The following is a 24,381-nucleotide window of genomic DNA, read 5'->3' on the forward strand; positions in this document are numbered from 1 at the left end:
CCATTCTATAGCCTGATTTTAAACTGATTTTCAACTGGTTTTCAGAATCGGCCATTATAATCGTTGCAAACAAGACACCGATTTTCACATAAAGGGGGACGGCTCCTCCATGGTCAAGGGAATCTACAAATCATTGTATGTACTGCTCGCGCTTTTCCTGGGGCTGTTTGTGGCTTCCTCCTTTTTTGTGAGGGCGAAATATCTGTACGCGGTTTATGGGGACACACCGGTATTGGAGAAGCAGCAGCCGCTGCTGTTCCTCATTGTCGCCGCCGTCGTGCTGCTGCTGGGACTCGGACTGTATCGTTTGAGTTTCTGGCTGGACAACTATCCGAAGCGGATCGTCATCCCGGTTGTGTTGCTTGTTTCCTTCGCCCTGCAAACGGCGATTCTTTTTCTTTTCCCGAGGCTGCCTACGGATGATTCCCAGACAGTGCTTTCCCTGGCGCAGAACATGCTTTACCGGGGAGATTATTCAAGCTTTGCGACCTCGGGCTACCTGCATATGTTTCCGTTTAACTTCTCCATCGTGTTGTACTTGAAAACATTGCTGTCCTTGTTCCCGGATAACTATCTGATAATCAAATGCTTCAACATTGGCTTCACCCTGCTGACGACGCTGACGGTCTATTTGCTGTACAAGGAGCTGAATCCCTGGTCGCAGACCCATGATTACGGCGTGCTGGTACTGGCGGCAACCTATGCTCCCGCGCTGTTCATGAACAATTTTATTTATAACGATGTCATTGCCACCGCCTTATTGACCTCTGCCTTGTACTTCGCCGTCCGGTTCATGAAGGAGCTTTCCCTGAAGCATATGCTTGGTGCCGCGGTGCTTCTGGCCGCAGGGAATTACTTTCGGAGCATCGGGGCCATATTTCTGCTGGCGATCGCCATCGGCATTCTGCTGCAAATCCGGCGAATCGGCGTGAAAAAATCAGTGCTTGCCCTGGGCATGACCGTGGTGCTGTTTATGGTTCCGGGCTGGGCGCAGAACCTCCTGCTCCAGGCAACGGGCAAAGTCGAGGGCTCGGTAACCGCCAATTCCGCCCCGGTCTACATGTGGCTGAACATGGGCATCAACGTGAAAACGTTCGGCTTCTGGGACAATCGTCAGAGCTACACCATCTATCAGCGCCAGGCAGGATACGATAAGAAGAAAAGCGAGGCGTTGTTCAAGAACGAGATCGGCCGCAAATGGTCGGAAGCGGATGCAGGCGATCTGATCAACATGTATTACAAAAAACTGGTCTGGATGTGGACCGAGGGCACCTATCAGGTGGAACGTTATGGCGTCGGCAATGGCTCCTCCACATTTGGCAGGGGGTTCGGCGCCGTCGGGGACCGCTACAGCTATACTACATCTGCAACAGAATGGTTCAAGGGGAGTTCTTCCGCCCGTGTTGGTCTGATCTGGATACTTTATGCGATGAATATGGTGATGTACGGCTTCATGCTGGTTCGGTTGATCGGCGGGATCCGGGCCGGCCGCTTCGCGGAAACCCCGTTGGTGCTGGTGATGTTGGGCTTTATCGGGTTCTATCTGCTATGGGAAATCAAATCCCGCTATCTGTTCCCCGTTTATCCGCTGGTGCTGGCCATGTCCTGGATGGGGTTCAAAGACGCGTACGCCGCTATATTCCCGAACAAGGAGAAACGAAACGAATGCCAAACAACCGAACCTGTGCAATTCGGCTGACGGTGTTGCTTGCCTGCACCCTGACGATGGCCTCCTGCGACGCCATCACCGCTCAGACCATTCCCGACAACGGCTCCGTTTCCCGAACGAATGGAGGGCCTGCCTTGGGCGGCGGTCAGGGTGGCAGCCGGCAAAACTTGAACGACAACCCAACCAGACAGAACAACCGAACCGGACAGACGGAGCCAAACGGGAACCGTTAATTAACATAAGCGATTTAAGTTACGTTTAAGGTTGAGCTTCTAAGATACGGTCAAAGAGATACTCAAAGTCCCGACGGCGTTGGAAACATAAGGAGATGATAATCATGAATAAATCGAAAATGGTTAAACGGTTGAACGTACTTCTATTATGTGCAATTTTGCTGACGGGATGTACATCGGGAACAACGGGAAACGAAGCAGCATCGGCAACGATTGAAACGCAATCCTCCGAGCTCGGATACGTGAAAGAAATGGATAAACAACAGATTATGACGGTGTCGATTGATGCGGACCAGGGTGAATGGGAGAAGATGCTGGATAATGCGGAGGAAGAAGAGTATATCCCGGCTGACATTACGATCAATGGCACTACGATAAAAAATGTAGGCATCCGACCCAAAGGCAATTCCAGCTTGAAGCAAGTCTCGAACGACGACACGACCGATCGCTTCAGCTTCAAAATCAAATTTGATGAATATGTGGATGATCAAACCTGGATGGGACTCGATAAGCTCGTTGTCAACAATATGATTTCGGATAGCAGCTACATGAAGGAGTATTTGAGCTACGACATCATGAGTTATATCGGGGTAGATGCCCCGCTGTTCGCTTTTGCGAATATGACGGTGAACGGGGAGGCCTGGGGATTTTATTTGGCGGTCGAGGATATTGACAGCGGGTACCTCGACCGGACGAAGGATGGAGAAGGCGAACTCTATAAGCCGAATAACGACGACAAAGGAATGGGCGGTGCGATGGGCATGGGTAACCCTGGCGCCGGTGGAAAGCCGGAAGGAAAGCAGCCAGTTCCCAATGCGAATGAAGCAGGGACGCAACCCGGCGGCAAAGAAGCAGGTCCGTTCGGCGGAGGTGGTGCTGGCCGCGGGATGAACGGAGCCGATAACGGCGTTTCGTTGATCTACACCGATGATCAATTAAGCAGTTATTCCGCCATCTTCGACAATGCCGAAACGAAAACGACGGAAGAGGATAACAATCGGGTCGTCACGGCATTGAAACATTTGAACGAGGGAACGGATTTGAGCCAATATGTGGATGTCGACGCTGTTCTGAAATATTTTGCCGCGCACACGGTGGTCGTGAACATGGACAGTTATACGTCCAATATGGGGCATAACTATTACCTCTACGAGAATAACGGTCAGATCAGCATGCTGCCTTGGGATTATAATATGTCATTCGGCGGATTTCAATCCGGCAATGCGTCCGACGTCGTGAATCTTGCGATCGATACACCTTTGTCTGGCGTCTCGCTTGAAGATCGGTCGATATTGGGCAAACTCCTGGAAGTTCCGGAATACAAGGAAAAGTACCACTCCTATTTGCAAGAAATCGTAGACGGATATTTCGCGAACGGCAAATTCGAGCAAAAAGTAGAGAGTCTGGATCAGTTGATCGCGGAATATGTGAAAAACGATCCTAGCGCTTTCAACACTTACGAAGAGTATCAGACCGCTGTCACAGAATTGACCAAACTGGGAACACTGAGAGCCGAAAGCATTCAAGGTCAACTCAGCGGCGAAATCCCTTCCACGACAGAAGGTCAGCAGGCGGATGCAAGCCATCTCGTGGATGCCTCATCCGTGGATTTGTCGAAGCTCGGATCGAGTGGCCGCGGAAACGGCATGCCAGGAGGTAAGGGCTTCGGGGGCGGTTTCCCGTCAGGCAGGGATCAAGAAAAGCTGCAAAAAGCTTTTGACATCATTCGATCCGCCTCGAATGGCGTCTTGACCGATGAACAAAAAGCGCAATTGCACGAATTGGAACTATCCGACGAACAAATCAATCAAATGCTCACCATGTCTCCTCGCCAGCAATAGGGGAAAGAATAATACAAGGGCGTCCGTTGGGACGCCCTATATTTTTTGCCTTGCCAAAATGATAATATACCGCACCACGAACGCCGCACAGTATGATATAAACGCTGTAGCGGTATCGCCTATAACTCAAAGCGGTGCTGCGGCGATTTTTGAGCGCTAAAAGGCAATTCAAACATATCTAAATCATTTTCAACAATTTTCATTAAGATTCTTGGTGTTTTTTGCGCTCTTAGTGCTTCTTATGAGTAATTCACCATGACTAATGTTGTAACGCCAAAATTTAAAGTCTCTACTATTAAAAGATAGTATCATAGTTACATCTTTCTCCTTTATTTTTTATTCAAATGGATTCGTAACTACATTTCCATTGTCAAACCATGTAATTCTATCCCATACTTGAGGATTTGATTTTATTTGAAGTAATTCCAAATCTGTTGCCCCGCCTGCCCCCTTGCCGCCCTCGATACGGAAGCCCATGGACGGACTGCACGAAGCATAAAACTACTCACCCCTGCGGTCAAATTGAAATTTGGACGGTTTTTGTCGTTCTGGCGCATGGTTGTGTACATGTGCCTATTCGTATTGGCATGATAGCGAGGTAATATTCATTGCACCGACTACAAATTGCAATACAATATGGACGGAAATCGGCGATTTTCGGCAAGAGCCTGCGAGTCAACGACTCCCTCACGTCCAAATGCAAAATCGATGATGGTTTGCGAATGGTGGTGGATCACAAATTCGGTTGAATAGAAAAGAAAGGAAATTCGCTAAAATTACAGGCTTGCTCAGGATAGGCTTGAAGATGCCAATCGTTACGTTGTTCTGCAAAATCTTATGACCAAGCTACGAAGCTCGCTACCGGGCTCCCCCCCTAAAGAAAGATGGTTATTGATGATTGCAACGGCCCCTACTACTTGCTCCTCGTGTATCGCTTTCCGCCGTGCACACGCTATTCGGTTATTTTGCTACCGGGTGTGCCGTCGCGAACAAAAAGAAACCACAACGCGAGGGTTAGTCGCATTGTGGTTAATTGTGGAATTACTGAGGGCCTAATAATTCTATTACCTATTTAGAGGTCATTCGCCACAATATAAACTTCAGAATAGTTGTGGGCAAAGCCTCTATTCTAAATTATTTTCTGGCAATTCTTCTTCTAGCGGTTCTCTCACCATACTCTTGTATTGGGGCTTGCAAACACCGAATTGTTTGTAATTCTCTTTTGCTTGATTCAATGAAATATGGTTTGCCCCTATGTTTAAGTCAGGCTTAGCATGAGCCACAGCATCGAATTGCCAAAAACATACGTCACAAATATCTACTACCACTTCATCATTGCTTTCTATTGTGAAATTATTACAACAAGGACACTGTATTCTCTTCATTTTTCGTTTCCCCTCTCACTTGGGAGCATATTGTTTAATTTGATCCGCCCAATATATTAACCCTTCTGTTGGTTTATAATAAGTTGATATACCACCATATTGGTTTATTATCCCAAATTCATTAGTGGCCGTATCGTATCTAAAATATGTCCCTTCGTTTGAAACAAAAGATTGTGTTGTTGAAGTGGGGGACTTTTCAAGAAAATTTCTTGAACCATCTAGATATTCAGATTCAGTCGTATAACCAAAATCATCTTTATGGTCATTAAAATGTTTTGTCAAAGTGCTCTTACCATTGCCTCTTGTAAAATCAGACGCGGCATTCCTTGTACCAGTGTAAGCTCTTCCAGCATAACTCATTCCCTCATACAAAGTAACGGCCACGCCTGATTCCGCAGCTTTAGCAGCCATTTGCTTCTCAATAACACCAGGACCAATAGCCACTTCAATAAAATCTCTGCTTGGGCTAGCCAATAATCACTTGAAGAAGGATCAGCATAATAGGCCTCGAAAAATGGATCCGTAAATCCTAAAGTGTAGTAACCCAATGCCGATTCCCATGAAGAATTAACTGCTTTGAAATCGTTCCAACTATTTACTGCATTATGCTTGATCGCACTCCACGCATTTCCTACCCACTCCCAACTCTGGCCCGTCGGATCAGTATAGATCAATGGGGTGTTCTATTTTTAACGAAGTAAAAACTTCAGTCGTTTACGAAAGTAAGCCTACAAACCTGTAGTATATCTCAATGCGTTGCATACGCTTGCCATTAACCTTCTCAGCATCAAACACAACAACCTTGTCGATCAATTCCGTTAAGATCAGTTTCGTTAATTCCTTTACATCAGTGTATTGTCTTACTGCTTCCAAAAAGCGGATCGAGTTCTCACGCTTACTCTCGGCCTGTCCGAGTTGATCCTCCAGCAACTTGAACCGTTCCTTCATCTGAGCCTGTTCTTCTATGAAGTCTCGCGATAGTGATACATATTGCTCATCGGAAATCCGACCTAACGCATTGTCTTCATACAGCTTCCGTATAATGGTCTGTAGCTCAACATCTCTTTTTTCCAATTGCTCACGTTCCTTACTCGCTGCTTTCCACTGTCTCTTTTGCTGACTCTAGTGCTGATCCGCCAGCATGTCCACAAATTCCTGCTCCTCCTCATTGGCCATGTGGGCATGGTGACGAATATCCAGCAATAAGAGTTCGTACATATCAACGTAGCTGATATAATGGAAGGAACAATACGCTTTACCTCTTGTCCTCGCCTGATTACAAACGAAGCTACCACGTCCGCCCTTGCCACCGGCGGTCTTGCTGCTGCCATCACGCCATATCGAGTATGTCAACACTGTTTGCCACATTAAATTTGGCTTGTATTACGTTTGTAAAAATCGCTATTTACAATTTGTAGTACACTATGAAAGGGAATTTCGAATTTCGTGAGCCGCGGCGGAAAAAAGAAAACCACAATGCAAGGATTGTCGCATTGTGGCTATAATTAATTTTTAGACTGTTTTAAATTGATAGCATTGATGCGACTTCTAGTGGTCATGGATTTTAAAAAATGCCACTTCAATTGTTTTTGAGAATATCAAGAATTACTCGTTAAAAGGCAATTCAAACATATCTAAATCATTTTCAACAATTTTCATTAAACTTGCAACTACCAAATAACGCTTGTCATTAGAAGACAGAATGGTGATATTTTCAGTTCTTATAGGCTTGTAAATTTTTTCCATAACATATCGAACATCATCATCCTTTACCTCTTCAATTTTTAAATTAGATATATTTCGTGGTAATTCTACATAAGTTACATCAAAAAACATGATATCAATATTCTTGGTGTTCTTTGCGCTCTTAGTGCTTCTTATGAGTAATTCACCATGACTAATGTTGTAATGCCAAAATTTAAAGTCTCTACTATCAAAGGATCGTATCATAGTTACATCTTTCTCCTTTATTTTTTATTCAAATGGATTCGCAACTATACTTCCATTGTCAAACCATGTAATTCTATCCCATACTTGAGGATTTGATTTAATTTGAAGTAATTCCCAATCTGTTGCCCCGCCAGCCCCCCTTGCCGCCCTCGATACAGAAGCCCATGGACTGTCTACTCCAGTAAGATTAAATTCTATCTGTACATTTTGGTTGTACAGTCTTTCTAATACTGTTGATTTCCAATTTTCAGGGTCAGGGAAGTCCTTCCAAGTTTTAGCTCCTCGATTAACTGCAAAGTCATCCAGATAATCCGATAGACCTAATGCAAATTTTTCCGCATTCCCTATCCCCTCATACGTTGTAACACCCGTTGTCGCTCCCCTTGCCGCGGTTGACCAAGCACCATAAATTAGCAAAACTGTTCCTGCTGAATCAATCCAATGTTGTAGTGATAAAGGCTCTTCGGGATTGATAGCGCCATTTACCATATCAAACGTACCCATTGTGGCCCAGTTACCTACTGTATACCAGTTTGGGTCGTTGAGCATTTCATCTGCTCTTTCTTTCATACCATCATAAGTTGCTACTGCTAAGTCATCAATCCATAGATAGTACCATTTATGTCCAGTAGGATCCCACCTGGTAAGCGGATTGTTCCCCACATACGTATAAAGATTCAACGTAAGCGGATTATCGATCTGCCCCTCATACGTATCCTCTGCAATAAATCTTCCGGTGCCGGGATTATACCAACGGGCGCGCAAATATTGTAAATTCGTCGTACTGTCCCACATTTCGCCGCTATAGCGGAACGGTTGGGCAACCGTTTCTTGAGTGGAGAGCGGATTTCCCCAAATATCGTAAGTATACTGGTTCAATCTCACGTTAGAGCTGCCGGTTGCGGCGCTGCGCAATTCCACAATATCGCCGTGAAGATTGCTTAAATAGTAAGCCTTCGTTCCTGCGGCATCCGCACGAGCGACCAGCCCGACTCCCCGGATATACCTTGCTTTCAGCGACACGCTCCTGTTCGGATTAACGATCCCCTCGGCAATGATTTGGCTGCCGTCATAGTAATATCGGATCGTTTCGTTACTCTCTTTGCGCTCGTACAACAAACCGTCGCCATTATACTTATAGCTTACACTTCTGCCATCTTGTTTGACTACGCCCGTCAACCGATTGAGACTGTCATAGCTGTATTGATTCAGCTCAAAGTTAGGCGTTTGCTCCGTTTGCAGCGTTTGTCGATTGCCGCGGCTATCGTATGCGTATTGCTCGGCATTCTGGGAATTTGTCTGAATGCGGTTCAACGCATCATAAGTATAAGAAAAAGATACGCCGTTATCCGAACGGGCAGTCATATTGCCAGTCCGATCATATCCGGCAGTAAATGTATTCAGAACGGTGCCGAGACTATTTTTCTGTTCTACTTTCGTCGTAAGCAAACCATCATACGTGTAATTACTCGTATTGCCATTCCCTTGTTTGATTTCGGCCAGCAGCCCGTTTAATTTGTATTTGTAGGCAGCTTCATTATTTGTCGGATCCTTGACGATCGTCAAGCGATCGGCCGAATCGTACGTGTAGTTGGTAATCTGGCCAAAAGGTCCCGTCATCCGCGTACGATTTCCGTTGGCGTCATACACGTATTGCAAAAATTTACTGTCCGGATAGGTCACTTTGGTCAATTGTCCCATGCTATTGTAGTCATACAAGGTGGTTCCGGTGACATCGGTCATCGATTTCCGTCTTCCGGATAGATCGTACGAATAAGCGACAGAATCGGTTCCGGTTACAGCGGTTAAAAAGTTGCGGCTATTGTACCCGTAGGTTTGCAATTGCCCTTTGCCGTCGATCGTTTTGGACAATTGGCCTACCGGATTGTAGAAGTAGGTTTCCGTCTCTCCCAATGGATTGATGCTTTGAATCAATCGTCCGAGTTCATCGTATTTCTTAATCGACTTCTTGCCATCCGGATCCCGCAATTCAATCAACTGATTGGCCAAACTATAAGCATATTGTGTCGTACGCAACTCAGGATCGGTTACGGACACCAAACGATTCAACACGTCGTACTGATAGGAAGTGGTTCGGTTATATACATCCGTTGAAGTTCGCTTGTTGCCTGCATAATCATACGTAAAGGTAATGCTTGATCCATTCGGACGCAATTCTTCGTTTTTCGTCATTCTGCCGAGTTGATCGAAAGATTGTTTGATTTCATTCGATTCGGCATCCTTTGTGGTAACGGTATGGTTAATATCGTCATAAACAACCGTCGTTTTATTGCTCAGCGGCGCTGTCGCCGTCAGGACTCTGCCCCAAGCATCGTAAGTATAGGAAGTCATGTTCCCTTTGGCATTCTGTGAAGTTTTCACATTTCCGAAGGGATCGTAAACTATTTTTTCCTTATACTTATAGACATTGCTTTCGAATACCCCGGACTCCACTTTCCAGCCAATCGGATTGAATACCGTCTTCGTCTTAACTCCCGATTCATCGGTCATGGTTACTTCATTTGTCGTATCGTTATACGTCAGGGCTACGCTTGCGCCGTCATCATATGCCGCTTGTTTCACCCGATTCAATTGGTCATACGTATATTGAATATGGTGGCCCAGTCCGTCCTCATACCGGGTCATCAAGCCGGTGGACTTGTCGTACGCCGCGGTTTGCGATATCGTGCTCGTCTGGCCATCCGCATCCGTTACGGTAGACGAATGTCGCGTGACAAAAGCGCTGCCGTATGCCGGGGAATACTCGTTGGTTGTTACGTTAACCCGGCTGTCATCTTTGATCGACAGGGTGATCGGATTGCCGAAACTATCATATGCGATATCGACTTGCGACATTAATTTGCCGACTTGATTCGTTTCCCTTACGATCATTTGTGTCAGGCTTGAGGAAGCATTGTAACTGAATCCGCTGTATTGCACTTGATTGTTGCTAATCGGCTTCGTGACGGATTGCAGCCAATGGGTTCCCGGGTCGTAAGTAAACGTCGATTGCACGCCTAGCGGGTCAGTGTTCGCCAGCAATTGACCGTAGTCGTTGTACGATCGTTGTTCGGTAATCGGTACCGACGCGACGGTCTGATTGTTTTCCGTTTTGGTCATCTTTGTCGTGATCGTATTCGGCACCGGCAGCCTGCGCGCTTCATCGTAGGCATACTCGGTCATCTGCTTATACACCGGCGTCGTTAGCGATTGTTGGCTCTCCGCTACCTTATAGTAAGTCTCCGGGATAGCATTGCCGATAAACACTCTTTTGTAATCGTACGTTGTTTTGGAACGGGCATCCGATACGATGGTGGAGAAGCTGGTATTGTAGCCATACACCGCCTTCATGTCGCCGCTATAGGCAAATGACCGATTGTTGTAATTTTCTTTGGTTCCCGAGCTTAATGTAACTTCCGTCCGGGCAGCTTGTACCCGATATTGATAGTGATATCCGCTTTCCCCGAGCATGCGTTTAACAGGTGCCGTCTCGTAGGTGTAAACGCTCTGGGCTCCGGTCGGATATTTGATTCCGGTCAACAGCGCGTAGGAATTGTTCACTTCGACGCTGGACCCCGATACGAAATTGAATTTGGCGTTTTTGATACTGTAGCTGTACGTCGTTCTCCGGTTTAGCGGATCGGAAACACTGCTTAGGATTTCTTTCCCGCCCGACTTGGATTTCGTATAGGTAACGGTTTGTGTGCCGTTCCCGGTCACTTTGGACAGTACCACCGTACTTGACGTATAGGCGATCGTGATGCTATTGCCAATTGCATCCACAATACTTGTGAGTTGTTTGCCATAACCCGCAACCTGGGAGTAATTAAAAGTGATCGTATTATTGTAGGCATCGGCAATTTCAATAAGCTGGCCTTCCCCGTTAAAATACTGCTTTTGGCCGCTCACTATATTTTTCAATACATAAGCAGCGGTTTCCCCGTTTACCGAAACGGAATAGTCCGCGCCAAAAAAGAGATCCTGCCAAGGATACCCGACAAGCGTATTGCCGCTGATCTCGTAGGTCCCCCCATTATCGAGATGCAGGTATTGTTTGGCATCTTTGCTTTCAATAGCGGCAATATTCCATTTCCAGCCTTGGCCCAGAGGGAAGCGGGACTCTTCGAATGTCGGAACGGTGATATTTTTTACATTCGTTTGGATGCCGGCAACTTGCTCAATATAAGGCTGGACGACCGGGTTCGGGGAGTTGGAGATGCTGTGCTGGACTTTGCTGTAGCCGGTCTCGTTGCTGCCCTGCCACCCCGTATCGGAATATACTTGCCCTTTATTGTTGTTTATGAATGTTCTTGCATCGTTAGCTTGCTGATAAGCTTCGAATAAATTCGAGGGGTTCAAATACAGACTGCTTGCCGAAACGTTCTGGTGTACATTCGTCGTTTCATTGATGGCATCGTCCAGAATGATCCTTGAGGTCAACGGGTTGTTGGCGTCAAAGTACCTCCAGCTATAATAGTTGGGCGGGCCGCAAGAGGTCCAGTTTGCATAGTTGGCATGAAAGTCCGTTATCGCATACCATTGACTCCATTCTACTGCCCGGTTCAAGGCTTGTGTGAAAATGGAATACAACTGTTCCCGATGAGGGGTCTGCGGAGGATCGTTCACCATGATAGGGTTGTAGGACGGGTTGACCGTACAATTCGATTTTTCCGCAACAAATCGGGCCATGTCCACCTTCACTTTATAGCGCTGGTTGATTTGCCGCCAGTCTTCCAAAAAGGTGAGTTTATATCCGGTTTGTTGTTGTTCGACAACAGGCGTTGTAGTCACTTCGGCATCCATATCGTAGAACTGGGAAGCATTGCTGTCGTATGAACGGGTCAGGCCAAAAGAAAGACCGTTTCTCCCGGGCAGGGTCAAATCGGTGATGCTGGTCGATAAACTGCCGGACAACGTGGAAATTTGTTCATTGTTGTTATGGATACTGTACGGGGCCTGATCGACCGACAAATTCACATTCTGTATCGCGGTTTCATCCGGCGCTATAGCGGCAACATCGGCGGCGACCACGATATCGCTTTGATTGGCAATAATTTCAGAGCCTTCTACCGACATTTCGCTGTCAATGCTGCTTTCTGCAGTGTCCGAATCGTTAATGGCAACCGGATCCGCCGCAATGGCCGCTTCATAACTGATCCCTTCGATTTGTTGTTTCATCAAGGCAGTCGATATGTCGCGAATGGAATAACCCTTATCAAGCTCCTGTTGGAGCCACTCCCCGGTTACGCCGAATATCTCCACCACTTCTTCAGCCGTATAGCTAACGAAATCGGGCTCCGCCGATCCGCCTCCCGGCTCCGTTCCCGGATCGCCGCCTCCGGGATCGTTCCCGCCTCCGTCCCCTCCCGGTATCCCGGTCATTCCGCTCGCTTGAATCAAAGCGGCTGCTGCGTCCAATAAGCCGTATCCGTACTCTTCATGCGTGCCGGCCGATGTGGCGCCGTCTTGCAGGGCTTGCCGTATTTGCTGATTGTTCAAATCATGATTGCTGCTCTTCAGCAGCGCCGCGACACCGGCCACGTGGGCCGTTGAAACGGAGGTGCCGCTTAAAGCGGTGTAGCTCGTCGATAACGTCAATCCTTGCACATCGACGCCCGGCGCCATGAGCGCGAGCTCCGGTCCTTTGTTCGAAAAAGAAGCCCGTTGATTCTGAGCGTCAACGGCGCCTACTGCAATAACCGTACTGTATTTGGCAGGGTAGGCGATGGCATTGTTCTGCCCGTCATTTCCCGCTGCCGCAACCAAAATCATTCCATTGTCGTAAGCGGTTTGCAGGATGTCTTGCAATGCCTGCGAATCGTTCTGTCCGACAAAGCTCATGCATACTACATCGATGTCATGTTCGATCGCCCATTCAATGCCGTCAATGACCTGGCTGTAGGTGCCGATGCCGCTCTGGTCGAGTACCTTGACGGCAAACAGGTTGGCATTCGGAGCAATCCCCACCAGCCCTTGTTCGTCCTTAAGCGCACCTATAATTCCGGCGATGAACGTGCCGTGGCCGTTCGGATCATCAATCGAAGGATCGTTCGGGACATAAGAAACGCCGCCCGCAACATTCAGCTCGTTATGGTCGAGATCGATCCCCGAATCGAGGATAGCAATATTCACGCCATTGCCGGTAACGCCCAAATCCTGAACTTGAGCAGCGTGAATCTGATAGATATTGGCTGTGACGGTGTCGCTTGCTTTTTTGACGACCGCATCTTGTTCGATATAGTCGATGTTTGGATCATGCTGAAGCTGCAGCATCTCATCTTTCGTTAATTTTGCAATCACGTGCTTCTTTAAATGCTTCAGCTCGCTGCTGACTTTTTGCTTTTTTTGAATCGACTTAAGCGCCTTTTTTCCTTTCTCTTCGTCTTTGTATTTGATGATATAGGTTTTTGTTTCCGTATCGTGGGGCACCGAAGGTGCGGCGAAAACCGTATTGGAGAATAAAGAGAATATCAGCGTCAAAAGGACCGCATATAGGATGGATTTTTTGACTGTCGACCGATTCAAACGAAAGCCTCCCCGTAAATTATTGAAACCCATCGCTAGTTGATTCGAATGATGCTGAGCAAGTTTCCATTATGATCGTAGTTGTATTTATATTTCTGACCGGTAGACAATTGAACGTAATCGATTCGGTTGGCGTCATCGTAATGGTAAGTCATGATTCGATAACCCAAATAAATTTCATTGCTGGCCGCGGAAGCATTGCCCGAGCCGTCTCTCGCTTTTACCACGATGCTGTAGTTGGTTCCTGCAAGCAATCCCTGAATCGTAAACGACATCGTTGTGACGGTGCCGACAACAACTCCGTTGCTGTAGATGTCGTAGACCAAGCTGCCGCTGTTGTCCGTCGAGGCTCCCCACCCCAGTGAAACGCTGGTCTGCGTTCTGCCGGTTATCGTCAGGTTGGAAGGAACGGTAGGTGGCGCCGTATCCGCAATATAGACGTTCGCTTGATTGCTGGCACCGGAGACGTTGCCGGCTGTATCCAGCGCTACGACAGTGTAGCTGTAACTCTGTGCGATCGGCAACGCGGCGGTTGTGAAAGTAGTCGATGCTACCGTTGTTAACAATGAACTGCCGCTGTACACACGATAACCGGTCACGCCAACATTGTCCGCAGCCGGCGACCAGGTTAGCTGAATCTGATTGCCGTTCACAACGGTTCCGACCAGGTTGGTCGGGCTGGAAGGAGGGACGCTGTCGTTTTGAAAAATGATCGTATAGTTGGCAATTATCGATAATGCCCCATTATTATCGGTTTCCCTGACCTTGAAATTATGAGCTCCATTTGTAAAAAGTGCCGTATTGAGCGTAAAATGATAGCCTGCATAATGGTTATTGTAAAGCGGATACGCATTGTAAACATCTTCGCGATTATCCCCATACACCGCTTGGACTTGAACAATGTTGTCGATTAGAACTTCCACTTTGTTCGTAATTGACCCGTCGATTACCCATCCCCATCCAGTGATAGCGCCAGTTAACGTTTGACCCGAGGCCGGATAATCATTATGCCCTTGGGTAGGATATTCTCCGTTTTCGATAAACAATCGACCATAAACTTTACCTCCGTCCAAACCTGACAGCTTGATGTAATAACTGGTTTGGGCATTCAATCTTACATAGGCATCCGGATAAACCGAGTCGGACCCTAAGACGCCGGGTATGAAATAGCCAAATGGAACGGGATTCGTTAATCCGACATCCGAAAAAACCTCTAATTTGTGGTCGCTCATTCCAAGATCGCAATTACTGTTATAGCAATCCGTACCAATGTGATAGCCTCTCGTTACTGATGGCGTAAATTTGTAAACTTTGGCGGTCCCCGCAGTTGTGCTTGCATTGACCGGGGCGTTCAAGGAAATAACCGTGGCCGCGGCTGCTCCGCTTGCAACGGACAACCTTGCTTTTAACGGTTCGCCAATGATGTTCCCGATCTCAATGAAATATACGCGACCTCCAACCAGGTTGACGTTCATTGTAGCAAACAGGGAGCCATCCGCGTCCATAGAATCAATCATGTTGGACAAATACGGATCGGTATACACGTACAGCACTGTATCATTGATCCCTTGGGCGGAGGAGCCTGCATAATAGGTCGTACTTATTTTGTAAGCGCCCGAGGTTGTGGCAACGAATTTGATTACTTTGTTCTGACCAGCAGGCGAAGTTACATCCGCAGTCGAAGTAATGGTCAGCATTCCCGATACCAAAGGAGAAATGACAGCTTTGATGCGTGCGTGCACACTTTGGCCGCTATATCCGTAGACTTTGACATAGTAGCTGACGCCTCCGGTAAAACTGTCGTCAATCTCGGAGAATGGAGCCGTCGACCCGTCATCATTTTCATAAAGCAAGTGGGTCAGGTTGATATCCGAATAAACTTCAACTACGGTATCGCTGTCTCCGCCATTGCCATTGTAGGGATCGGTGAATATTCTGTAGTAGTTGGTTGAACTTGGAGTAAATTTGTAAACCCTGTAATCGTTCTCCGGAACGTCAAAGTTATAAGCGGTGCCGAGAGCCATCGTATAGATCGTCACAGCAGAAGCGGTAACGGTTTGACTCCCGTATGCAGTATCAGATACATAAACAGTGAACCGATCTTCCCAACCGGGCGAATCCGGATAAAGGAATGAAATCGTGTACTCCCCTGAAGCGATAGAGGTGTCCGGCTGCCATATATATTGAAGGCGCAACGGATCGCTCGGGATGACGCGCTCGGACGAAATGACAATTTCCCCCTGCTTCACTTCCACGACAAGTTCAGACACAGGATTCTCAAGGGTCAAACCGATCGTATGCGCGTCGCCACGGTGGATTTCGGCCAAGTCGCCAAACTTTTTGCTGCTTACGACCGCTTCGCTATTCTGATCGGATCGCGACGAAGGAAACATTTTGCCGGCGATCGTACGGATTCCTTGCAAGTACTCCTCCTGAATCCGATCGAATTCGGGTGCCAATACGCGATATCGCAAGTGGGCTTGTTCCGCTTGCTGTTTCAATTGATCTTTGGAAGCCGCAGCGGCAGCTGAAGTGTCCGATTGATGGAGCTTCTTGTTTTTTAACTGCAAGGTGTGATAGAGACGGTCCGCTTCTTTGACAAGATCGGTTTTCTTCATGCTCAGCGCACGAGACTTTAAGTTCAACAGCTTTTCGGATAAAATCGTCATTTTGTCGTCGCGATCCAGGATGTCAAAGGGTTGCGTTGATGCAGTATCTGGGGTGGGGGATGTCGTTACGGGTTTTATAGGCGGGATGGGCTGATCCGTAATTCCCAATGCTTTGGCCACATTCACCAGACCATTGCCAAATTCGGTTGCCGTCCCGAGCGGAGTCGCCGTTTCGTACAAGATTCGTTTTACGTCTTCATTTTTTAGCTTTTTGTTTTTCGACCATACCAGTGCTGCCGCTCCTGTACATGAGGGGCCGCCATTGAAGTTCCCGACAATTCGCCGTATTGGCCTCCCATTGTTGTACTTAATACTTCGGTGCCGGGAGCGACAAGGGCCAGATTGGAACCCGTACTGGAAAATGCGGCTCGTTGATTGGACGGCGTTGTGGCTCCGACGGAAACAACTTCCGGGAATAATGCGGGATACGTTTCCGATTCCGTTGCTTGTCCCTGATTGCCGGCCGCAGCTACTACAATCAGCCCGGCTCGAACCGCTTCTTTAATGGCCGTATGTAGAATCTCGCTGTTAACCGCGCCGCCAAAACTGAGATTGATAATATCCATCTTGTTGGCGATCGCCCATTCGATCCCCTGCACGACTTGGCTATAACTGCCCGAACCGTTGGCACCCAGCACCTTAATCGCATACAAATCGACTTTTGGAGCCATTCCTTGAACGCCGACCTTATTGTCGAGCGCTGCGACCGTTCCGGCGACATGAGTGCCGTGCCCGTTATCATCGGCATAACTTGTCGTTCCCTCGACAAATGAAATGCCACCCGCCACCTTCAAATCTTCATGATTGGATATCCCGGTATCCAATATGCCGACTTTAACGGCTTTCCCTGCAAAATTGTGCTGCGCCGCCAGATCGCCTCCAATGGCTTTTACTCCCCATGGTATTGTTTCTTCTTCGGCGTTCTTCTTTTTCTTGGTGTTGACGGAAGATCGCATCTCGCCAATCGAAGCGATTGCCACCTGAGCATCCTGCTCGATTTCCAACACATTCGTATCGCTGGTGAGCGCTGCAATTTCACTGTCGGACAGAACCACACGCAAACTGTTTGATGTTGTGAATTTGTTTTTTTTGTTTTTGGTGATTTTTTTGCTGTCCATAAATACTTGCGAATCGACATTGTCCTTTAATCGGATGAGATAGGAATGAGAGCGTTTCGTAGTGGAATCCTCGTATACCGCGTTGTATGTACTTTGTGAAATCGTTTCGTTCCTGGCGGAATCGTTATTCAGAGGGGCGGCACGGACGATTCCGGCCGCAATCATGGAGAAAAAAATAGCAATGGCAGAAAGACAAGCCATCAATTTGTGTAACTTAGCGATGCTCATTCAATCCTCCTCATTATTTTGAACGGTTGGCTTGTTCAAGAGTAAGTACCGGGCTAGTGGGTATTTGAAATGTTGTGCTCCAAATCAATCAGTTAAATCTCAATGAAGTTAATAAATAACATATTAATTATTAATAGGCACAACCTCCTTCTAACCCACTTTGTTAGTATATCATTGCTATTGTTATTTTCTAGTAGGAATATGTTGAAAATTGGAATGCTCGCTCAAATTTTGTCGCAAGGATGCCAACCTGGCATTTAACGGGGCATTTGGAACCAGCGAAACCAAAATAAGCCATAAAAAATGGCCTATTCGCGGAAAATAGCGGTGCTCATCAGAAATAGCCAGTGAAATCACTGGCTATTTCTTGGAAAAGTGCGATTTGGGTTCTGGCAACTCGGAATAGCCAGTGAAATCACTGGCTATTCCCTACGAAGCGAGTAAAAATGAGCAAATAGGCCATTTTTTATGGCTTATTTTGACGGCGAGAGGTATTTCGGGGTGCTCCGCACTGCCTGCAGGCTGCCGCTTACGCTTCGTCCTTCCCTGCCGCGGCTTCCGACGCGGCATCACCGGCGCCGCCGATCAGCCCGTTCGGTCCGCCGGGGAACGACGGCAGCCCGTGCTCCTGCAGCGTGGCCGCCATCGTCGGCTGTTGGCGGAACGCCCACCAGCGAACGCGGACCTTGCCTGCGTCTGTAGCGTGCTGCAGCTTGATGCCGATGCGGAACGTGCCCTTGCGAGGATACGCAATCGTGCCGATCGACACGCTGTTGAACGCCGATTCATGCTGCGTGTCCTTGAACACGTCCGACGCGCCGTAAAACACTTTTTCGCTGCTGCCGAGCATGTTCGTGATATGGTTGTCCGGCTCTTCTTCGATGCCGGTCATGATGTAGACGTTGCCCGTGCCGAGCCCATGCTCGATTTCTTCGGTAACATAGTTCAGCTTGTTGCTCCGGCCGAACGGCGAAACGCTGCCTCGGTTCGCGGCGACACTGATCTCCGCGACGCCGGTGCGCACGCCGCCGCCGTCGGTTGGCGCCGCAGGCGCCACCGGCGCAGGCGCAGCAGCCGCTGCCGCCTCCAGGGCAGCGCCGGCCAACTCGCCGGCGGCATGCGCCGCATCCGCGCGCGACGGCTCGACGGCCGCCGCGGCTGGCTCCGCCGGCGCGCTCCACGCCAGCGACAAACCGCCGCCTCCCGCCGCAGGCGCATCCGCTTCGCCGAAACGCTCCAGCTTCCTAAGCAGCTGCGTGCTGTATACGTACTCGTCGAACGGCACCGGTTCGACTTTCTCGATCATGTAAGTCGGCCCCATCTGGAGCAACCCGATGCGGGCCAAATAAATGCAAGGATCGGACGGCGATTCCAGCGCCGCATCCAGCGTGCGGTTGAAGTAGTCGTCCAGCAGCCGCTTGCGCACCGATCCGTCGATGATGGCAACACTATTCGCCTCGCCGGCGCCCAGGTTCACTTGCCGGTCGCCGAAGCGCAGCGACGACGTTTCCTTGCGCGGCGCCAGCATGCCGGACACATTGGCGACGCCGCCCGCACGTACGGCATAACGGATCACATACTCCGTCTCCTGGCTGTCCTGCGGCTCCTCGAACGTCACCTTGCCTCCGTCCGCCGGCGACAAATTCGACGCAAGAATGTCGAAGTCGAAGAACAGCTTGGCGGTCTGCAGCGTCTTTTCGATCCGCAGCTCCACTTCAAACAGTTCGCCCGGATTGACATACCGCGGCGTTGTTTGCAGCACGCGCACTTGCCCGTCCTGATACAGCACGCACGTCTCTTCGGCCAGGCTGCCAAGGCCGAACGACGTCGGGTCAGGCGCCTCTTCCTTGACGAACAGCCGGTAGCCTTCCAACACGCGATTGTACTCGCTCACTTCGTCGGAGCGCACGCTCTGGTTGCCGACCGAGTGAACCGGCTCTTTGCCTTTTTCGTCATAGGCGATGCAAAGGTAGACGTTTTTGGCATATTCGTTGTTGGTGAAGCCTTCCACCATCGACAGCTTGAGCGTAACCGGCGACGGCACGATCACTTCCCGGCCGAGGGCGTCGATCGCGGCGCCCATCTCGACCGAAACCGATTTGTCGTCGACCGCGATCACCTGCAGCCCGGTCACAACGCCGCTGCCGTGCAGCAGACGGTTGAGCATGCGCCGCTTGTCGTTGAAATATTTCTGCTCCGATTCGAAGTCGCGCACCGTCAGCAGCTTGCCGTAGAAGTACCGGTTTCGTTCGAATGGAAAATACCGCGATTTTTTCATATGATCTCTCTCGCCTCCATCGGTCTAATTGTCCAGTTCGGAATCGAGCCCCAGCCGCGTATGGACGTCCATGCGGCGATCTTGATCGATATCGATCAGTACGGTGTTATATGGCATCGACGCGCGCCCTTCGAGCGTCATCAGCGTCGGCTCCGACAAATAAGTGTTGATGCCGAGGTACGTATGCATGTCCGCATACATCCAAGGCTGAAGGACGATCAGTTTCGCTTCGGTATAAGCCGGCTTCTGATCGTCGATGATTTGTTGGATGAGGAAGCGCATTTTGTCGGTGCGCACGGTTTCCGGCTTCAGCATAACGCTGAAGCAGTACGGGTTGTCTCCGTACAAGCCGGCGAACAGCTCGCGCAGCTCGGTTTTGCCCTGCATCTCTTTATACTGAAAATATTCGACAATAAGCGGCTTTTCCCCTGTAAACAGCTCCAGCATTCGTTCCAGGCCCGCCCGCGTGCCGCGCTGCTTGTACAGCTCGGGCGCCGCATTAATGAGGGCGCGCACCTTCTCTTCCTCCCAGGCGTCGGTTTCCGCGACGGCGAGCCAGTTGCCCAGCCAGCGCAAATACGGGCCGGACACCGCATCCGCATCGAGATGGCTGCCGAAGCTGCCGATCGTCTCCTCCATGTCGAAGACGAACGTGCCGAACATCGCCAGAAACCGTTCGAGAAAATCGCTGCCGCCCGTATCCTCCTGATACACCGGGGGCAAATAGGACAGAAGCGACACCCGCGGGAAATAGACGCGCAGCTTGCGAACGAACGGCGTTTTGAACTCGCTGCCGACCAGCTCCAGCTTGAACCAGAGGTATCTCCCTTGCGCCTTGAATAACAAAGCGTCGCGCGGATTGACGATCGGGTCCGACCAAAGCGGCCGGGTAGCGAGCAGCTTCGTTTGCGCCGAAATGGACGCATCGGTCATATAGCCGCTGATATCGAGGTATTCGCCGTCGATAAACAGCTCCTTGCGGTCGGAGGCGAAGAAGCTGATCCGGATTTGCGTTTCGTCGGGAATGTCGGCATCGAACGTCACCTTGTGCCAAATCGTTTCCGCTTCGGTCGAATCCAGCGCGCCGGAGAAGTAAACCGCCTCCGGCAGCGCGCCCGGCGCCAGCTCCAGCGTGCGCGGCTGCAAGTCGAGCTGCGTCAACTCGCCGGCAATCGAGTCGAACACGTACAACCGGTCGCGTTTGCCCTGCAGCAGTTTGTCCGCACGGCCGCGGTAGCCGGCGATCCGGGCTCCGCCGCCGTCGCTGCCGAAACGGACGATGAAGCGCTCTTCCTCGTCTCCCGCAAGATGGCGGCGGCTGTCGCCGATAAACAGATGATGAGCCGAATCAATGGAAAGCCCGGCATAGGCGTCGCCTTGCGCCAGCGAAAATGACGACCGCAGCGCGCCATCCGGCGCGAATGTCGCCACCAGCTTGCGCTCCGAGTCGAACAGGGTCACTTCCCGGTTCGAACCGACAGCGACAAAATAACGCCTGATGAGGTGCACGACCTTCATTTTGCCAACAAGCCGGAGCAAGTCGTGCTCGTAGACGCGTACGACGCGTCCCGCCGCGTTCCATTCCAGCACGCCGATCCGGCCGCCATCCGGCACCTCCACTTTGCCACTCATTCCGATCATCACATCGATCGGGACCACGGTATACACATGCTTGCGGCCGTCCGCCGCAATCGCCAGCGGATACAGCTCGCCTTGCTCCCATGAGGAAGCCGACCAGAGCGGCTGCCCGCTCGCCACCGAATACGCCACCAGCCGCTGCTCGGCCAGCCCGTCCGCAACGTACAGCACATCGTCCTCCGCCGCCAGCTTGGCATGCTTCGTGAACAAGCCATGGCCGCCGCGGAACAACGGTTCGTTATGCTTGTTGTCCGCATCGTAGGTCCAGACGACGCCGTTCTCGTCGAGCACATGCAGCTTGCCGCCGCGGCCGACGGCAAAATCGGCCGGCTCCGCCGCTCCTTCCAGATCGGAGCCGCGAATGATGCGGGTGGGGCCGTATTTTTCCGTCCGGTTGATGGCGATGCCATCGTCAGCCGCATGCAGATTGTAGCCGAGCCCCTTGTTCCAGTCAGCCAGTTTGTTGAGCGAAAAAAAACGAGCCGGTTCCTGCACATCGTCATCTCCTTTCGTCCCGAATACGGCGAAGCGAATCGAAAGCCGCTGCCATAACCATAATCAACGATCAACGCTACACGTCGCGCTTGCCGACGAATTCGATCTCGTGTTCGCCGGAATACACCAGCCCGTGCGGCGGGAGGTGAATGTCGCCGCCGGCGTCCCGGCGCGCCCCCGCTCCTTCGAAATCGAGCCACAGGTCCTGCACGTACGAAACGCCCTTGACCCGGTTGATCGCCCCGTAAATATCGCCCTTGTACACACTCCGGCCGAACGTCCAGCCTTTCGTGCCGTCCGGCCCGTCAAGCGGCGCAAGCAGCTGCGTCAGTTCATCGCGCACAAGCTGCGTGTTGTCTTTCATCTGCGGCTCGACGACAACAACGGCGTGCACCGTAATTTTGATATACACGGCGGGAATGACATGCAGCTCCGTCGTCAGCAGCCGGTGCTTGTCGAGATGCCGGCGCACCGATTCGAGGAAACCGGCGCTCGCTTGCGGCTGCGCCGTTTCGCCGTAAGGCACGACCGCCACCGTCACCTGGGCGGGCGCCTGCGCCTGCGGGTAGTCGCGCAAGCCGGGCGCGTAGAGCGGAATCGCCTTCACGCGGGCGACGCGCAAACCCGGCGTCCGACGGGCGATCGTTTCGTAGTCTTCGCTTGTCACCGCCCGCTGCGGGTCGCGCAGCTCCTGGTGCACGCGCAGCTTCGCGTCCTCCAGCGATTCCGGCTCCGTTCCGCCCGTCGCGGCAAAATCGTTCGTCACCGTCAGCTCCCGCAGCTTGCGGTCGTACGTATCGATGACGGCGATCAGACCGGCCTTGACGTTGCCGCGCTGGCCGCCGCCCGTCTGCAGCGAAACGATGCGCACATTGTCCGTTTCGCCGATCGGCGGCACGATGCCCGCTTCGTTGTCGCCGAAGCGGATGGTGCCTTCGGCCGCATCGTACACATAGTGGCGGTCATAAGAGCCGGAATGGTCGAAGTCCTTCGCCATTCGCCAATCCTCCCACACCAGGTCCGGCTCGCCCGGTTCCGTTCTGCCGATCTGCAGCAGAAACTTGCTGGCGATGATGCCCGGCTGATTCAGCTCGAACGTCTGGCCGGGCAATCCGTTCGCGCGGCCGAGCCAGCGGGATTGCAGGAAGACCGGCTTGCCGTACACGACGCGAACGTTGTTTTCGCCTTTCGGGGGAATACGCCCGTGGCTGCCGTCGCCGAACGTCAGCACAACCGACTTGCGCTGCGGGTCGCGGCTGACGGTATAAACCGCGTCGTCCGCTCCGCAGCCGCCGAGCTCGGCCGTTTCCCGCCAATCGCGCCATTCGCCGCGCTCCGGGTTGCCGACCTGCACCTGGACGAACCCGTGATACGCCCAGTGGCTGGCGAACTCGATCGCGAACCCGGCTTCGCCCGACCCGCCGAACAGCCGGGCTTCGCCGAACGTTTCGCGCTGCACGGCGGCTACCGTGTTCAGCGCAATCCGTTCGATGCGCGGCGCAAGTTCGTAGCCTTCCTGCTCCAGCGTGCACGCCAGCCAGTACCTGCGGCGATCCGTCGCCGGATGCACCAGCATCGGCTTCATCTCCGCCGGCAGCCGCAGCACAACGGAGCCGCTGCGGGACAGATGCGCCGTCTCGTCCCATACCAGCTCCGCCGGCAGCCAGCCTTCGCCGCCGCCGTCAGCCGCTTCCGCCCCGGCGCCGCTGTAATATTTCCATGACACTTTGCCCGAGGTGACGCGTCGTCCTTCGCCCGCTTCCTCCGGCGCCATCGGCACGGGATAACCGTCGTACAGCCGGATGGACAGCGCAACGTCCGTTCCGGCCGGCAAGGCGCTGTCGAAGCCGATGTACAAGCGGCTTCCGGCCCGGGCTTCCGTACCGAACGCATAGTACGAAATGCCGGCATGCGCGTTCGAAGAGGTGTAATCGCCGGCGGACTCCTCCGTACGCACGATCAGCTTCTCCAGCTTGACCGGCAGCAGCGTCGTTGTCGCCGCCGTTTCGAACAGCTGGTCCAGCGCGATCAGCCGCGTCCCTTTCGGCAGCACGGTCAATTCGTCAACGCCGGAGAAGGTGACATCGGCCGTCGCCGATTCGGCCGCATGCTGGCGCACGCCGAGCAGCTTCAGAAACTTGCGCTCGTGATGCGCGGTGATGCGGTTCAAATAATACTGCTGCATCTCCGTCAGCCACGCCAGCATTTCCACCATCGTGATGCCGGGATCGTGCGCGTTCTCGTCCGTCCACTCCGGCAGCAGCTTCGGAATCGCTCGACGCGCATCCTTGACCAGCTGCTCGAACGTGCGGTCGTCCAAATTCGGCAAAGGCAGCACCGATTGTCACCTCC

At 51.2% G+C, this 24,381-nt stretch carries 12 protein-coding genes; 2 read left to right on the forward strand and 10 right to left on the reverse strand.

Annotated features, from left to right (window positions below; all coding sequences use genetic code 11):
* Positions 1-232 precede the first annotated feature (232 nt).
* Positions 233-1,699 carry a glycosyltransferase family 39 protein gene (locus EXY20_RS11040; RefSeq protein WP_235885565.1) on the forward strand — a complete coding sequence of 489 codons (1,467 nt, stop codon included), beginning with the start codon at positions 233-235 and terminating at the stop codon, positions 1,697-1,699.
* Positions 1,700-2,006: 307 nt separating this feature from the next.
* Positions 2,007-3,743: a CotH kinase family protein gene (locus tag EXY20_RS11045; protein WP_135550792.1), complete on the forward strand. Its 1,737-nt coding sequence runs from the start codon at positions 2,007-2,009 to the stop codon at positions 3,741-3,743.
* A gap of 1,124 nt (positions 3,744-4,867) precedes the next feature.
* Here the strand turns inward: EXY20_RS11045 and EXY20_RS11050 are convergent.
* The 10 genes from EXY20_RS11050 to EXY20_RS11095 all read right to left on the reverse strand — a co-directional run bounded on the left by EXY20_RS11050 (position 4,868) and on the right by EXY20_RS11095 (position 24,367).
* Entirely contained in the window at positions 4,868-5,128 is a 261-nt protein-coding gene (locus EXY20_RS11050) for a CPCC family cysteine-rich protein (RefSeq protein WP_135550794.1), read from the reverse strand.
* 15 nt (positions 5,129-5,143) lie between these two features.
* Positions 5,144-5,572: a hypothetical protein gene (locus EXY20_RS11055; RefSeq protein WP_235885567.1), complete on the reverse strand. Its 429-nt coding sequence runs from the start codon at positions 5,570-5,572 to the stop codon at positions 5,144-5,146.
* A 270-nt stretch (positions 5,573-5,842) separates the two neighbouring features.
* Positions 5,843-6,202, reverse strand: a complete 360-nt coding sequence (locus EXY20_RS39470) for a DUF4368 domain-containing protein (protein WP_207671251.1) — start codon at positions 6,200-6,202, stop codon at positions 5,843-5,845.
* Positions 6,203-6,733: 531 nt separating this feature from the next.
* Positions 6,734-7,078 (reverse strand): hypothetical protein, encoded by a 345-nt coding sequence (locus EXY20_RS11065; RefSeq protein WP_135550796.1) that lies wholly within the window; start codon positions 7,076-7,078, stop codon positions 6,734-6,736.
* 24 nt (positions 7,079-7,102) lie between these two features.
* The gene (locus EXY20_RS11070) at positions 7,103-13,603 is read right to left on the reverse strand and encodes a S8 family serine peptidase (RefSeq protein ID WP_167859164.1); all 6,501 of its coding nucleotides are present in this window, start codon (positions 13,601-13,603) and stop codon (positions 7,103-7,105) included.
* Between the two features lie 35 nt (positions 13,604-13,638).
* Positions 13,639-16,452, reverse strand: a complete 2,814-nt coding sequence (locus EXY20_RS11075) for a fibronectin type III domain-containing protein (RefSeq protein WP_135550800.1) — start codon at positions 16,450-16,452, stop codon at positions 13,639-13,641.
* Positions 16,453-16,475: 23 nt separating this feature from the next.
* Positions 16,476-17,618, reverse strand: coding sequence for a S8 family peptidase (locus tag EXY20_RS11080; protein WP_135550802.1), 1,143 nt, complete (start codon positions 17,616-17,618; stop codon positions 16,476-16,478).
* A gap of 529 nt (positions 17,619-18,147) precedes the next feature.
* A complete protein-coding gene (locus tag EXY20_RS11085) occupies positions 18,148-19,896 on the reverse strand; it encodes a hypothetical protein (RefSeq protein ID WP_135550804.1) in 1,749 nt (582 codons plus the stop codon).
* Between the two features lie 24 nt (positions 19,897-19,920).
* Positions 19,921-22,029 carry a phage tail protein gene (locus tag EXY20_RS11090; protein ID WP_135550806.1) on the reverse strand — a complete coding sequence of 703 codons (2,109 nt, stop codon included), beginning with the start codon at positions 22,027-22,029 and terminating at the stop codon, positions 19,921-19,923.
* A gap of 76 nt (positions 22,030-22,105) precedes the next feature.
* A complete protein-coding gene (locus EXY20_RS11095; protein ID WP_135550808.1) occupies positions 22,106-24,367 on the reverse strand; it encodes a putative baseplate assembly protein in 2,262 nt (753 codons plus the stop codon).
* Positions 24,368-24,381: the final 14 nt, after the last annotated feature.

It is taken from the genome of Paenibacillus cymbidii (assembly GCF_004764705.1).
GTDB lineage: Bacteria > Bacillota > Bacilli > Paenibacillales > NBRC-103111 > Paenibacillus_AN > Paenibacillus_AN cymbidii.

Excerpts from the sequence above, each read along its gene's own strand:
- EXY20_RS11065 (WP_135550796.1), bottom strand. The coding sequence starts at position 7,078 with ATGATACGATCCTTTGATAGTAGAGACTTTAAATTTTGGCATTACAAC.
- EXY20_RS11085 (WP_135550804.1), bottom strand. The coding sequence starts at position 19,896 with ATGAAAAAATCGCGGTATTTTCCATTCGAACGAAACCGGTACTTCTAC.
- EXY20_RS11050 (WP_135550794.1), bottom strand. The coding sequence starts at position 5,128 with ATGAAGAGAATACAGTGTCCTTGTTGTAATAATTTCACAATAGAAAGC.
- EXY20_RS11045 (WP_135550792.1), top strand. The coding sequence starts at position 2,007 with ATGAATAAATCGAAAATGGTTAAACGGTTGAACGTACTTCTATTATGT.
- EXY20_RS11080 (WP_135550802.1), bottom strand. The coding sequence starts at position 17,618 with ATGAGCATCGCTAAGTTACACAAATTGATGGCTTGTCTTTCTGCCATT.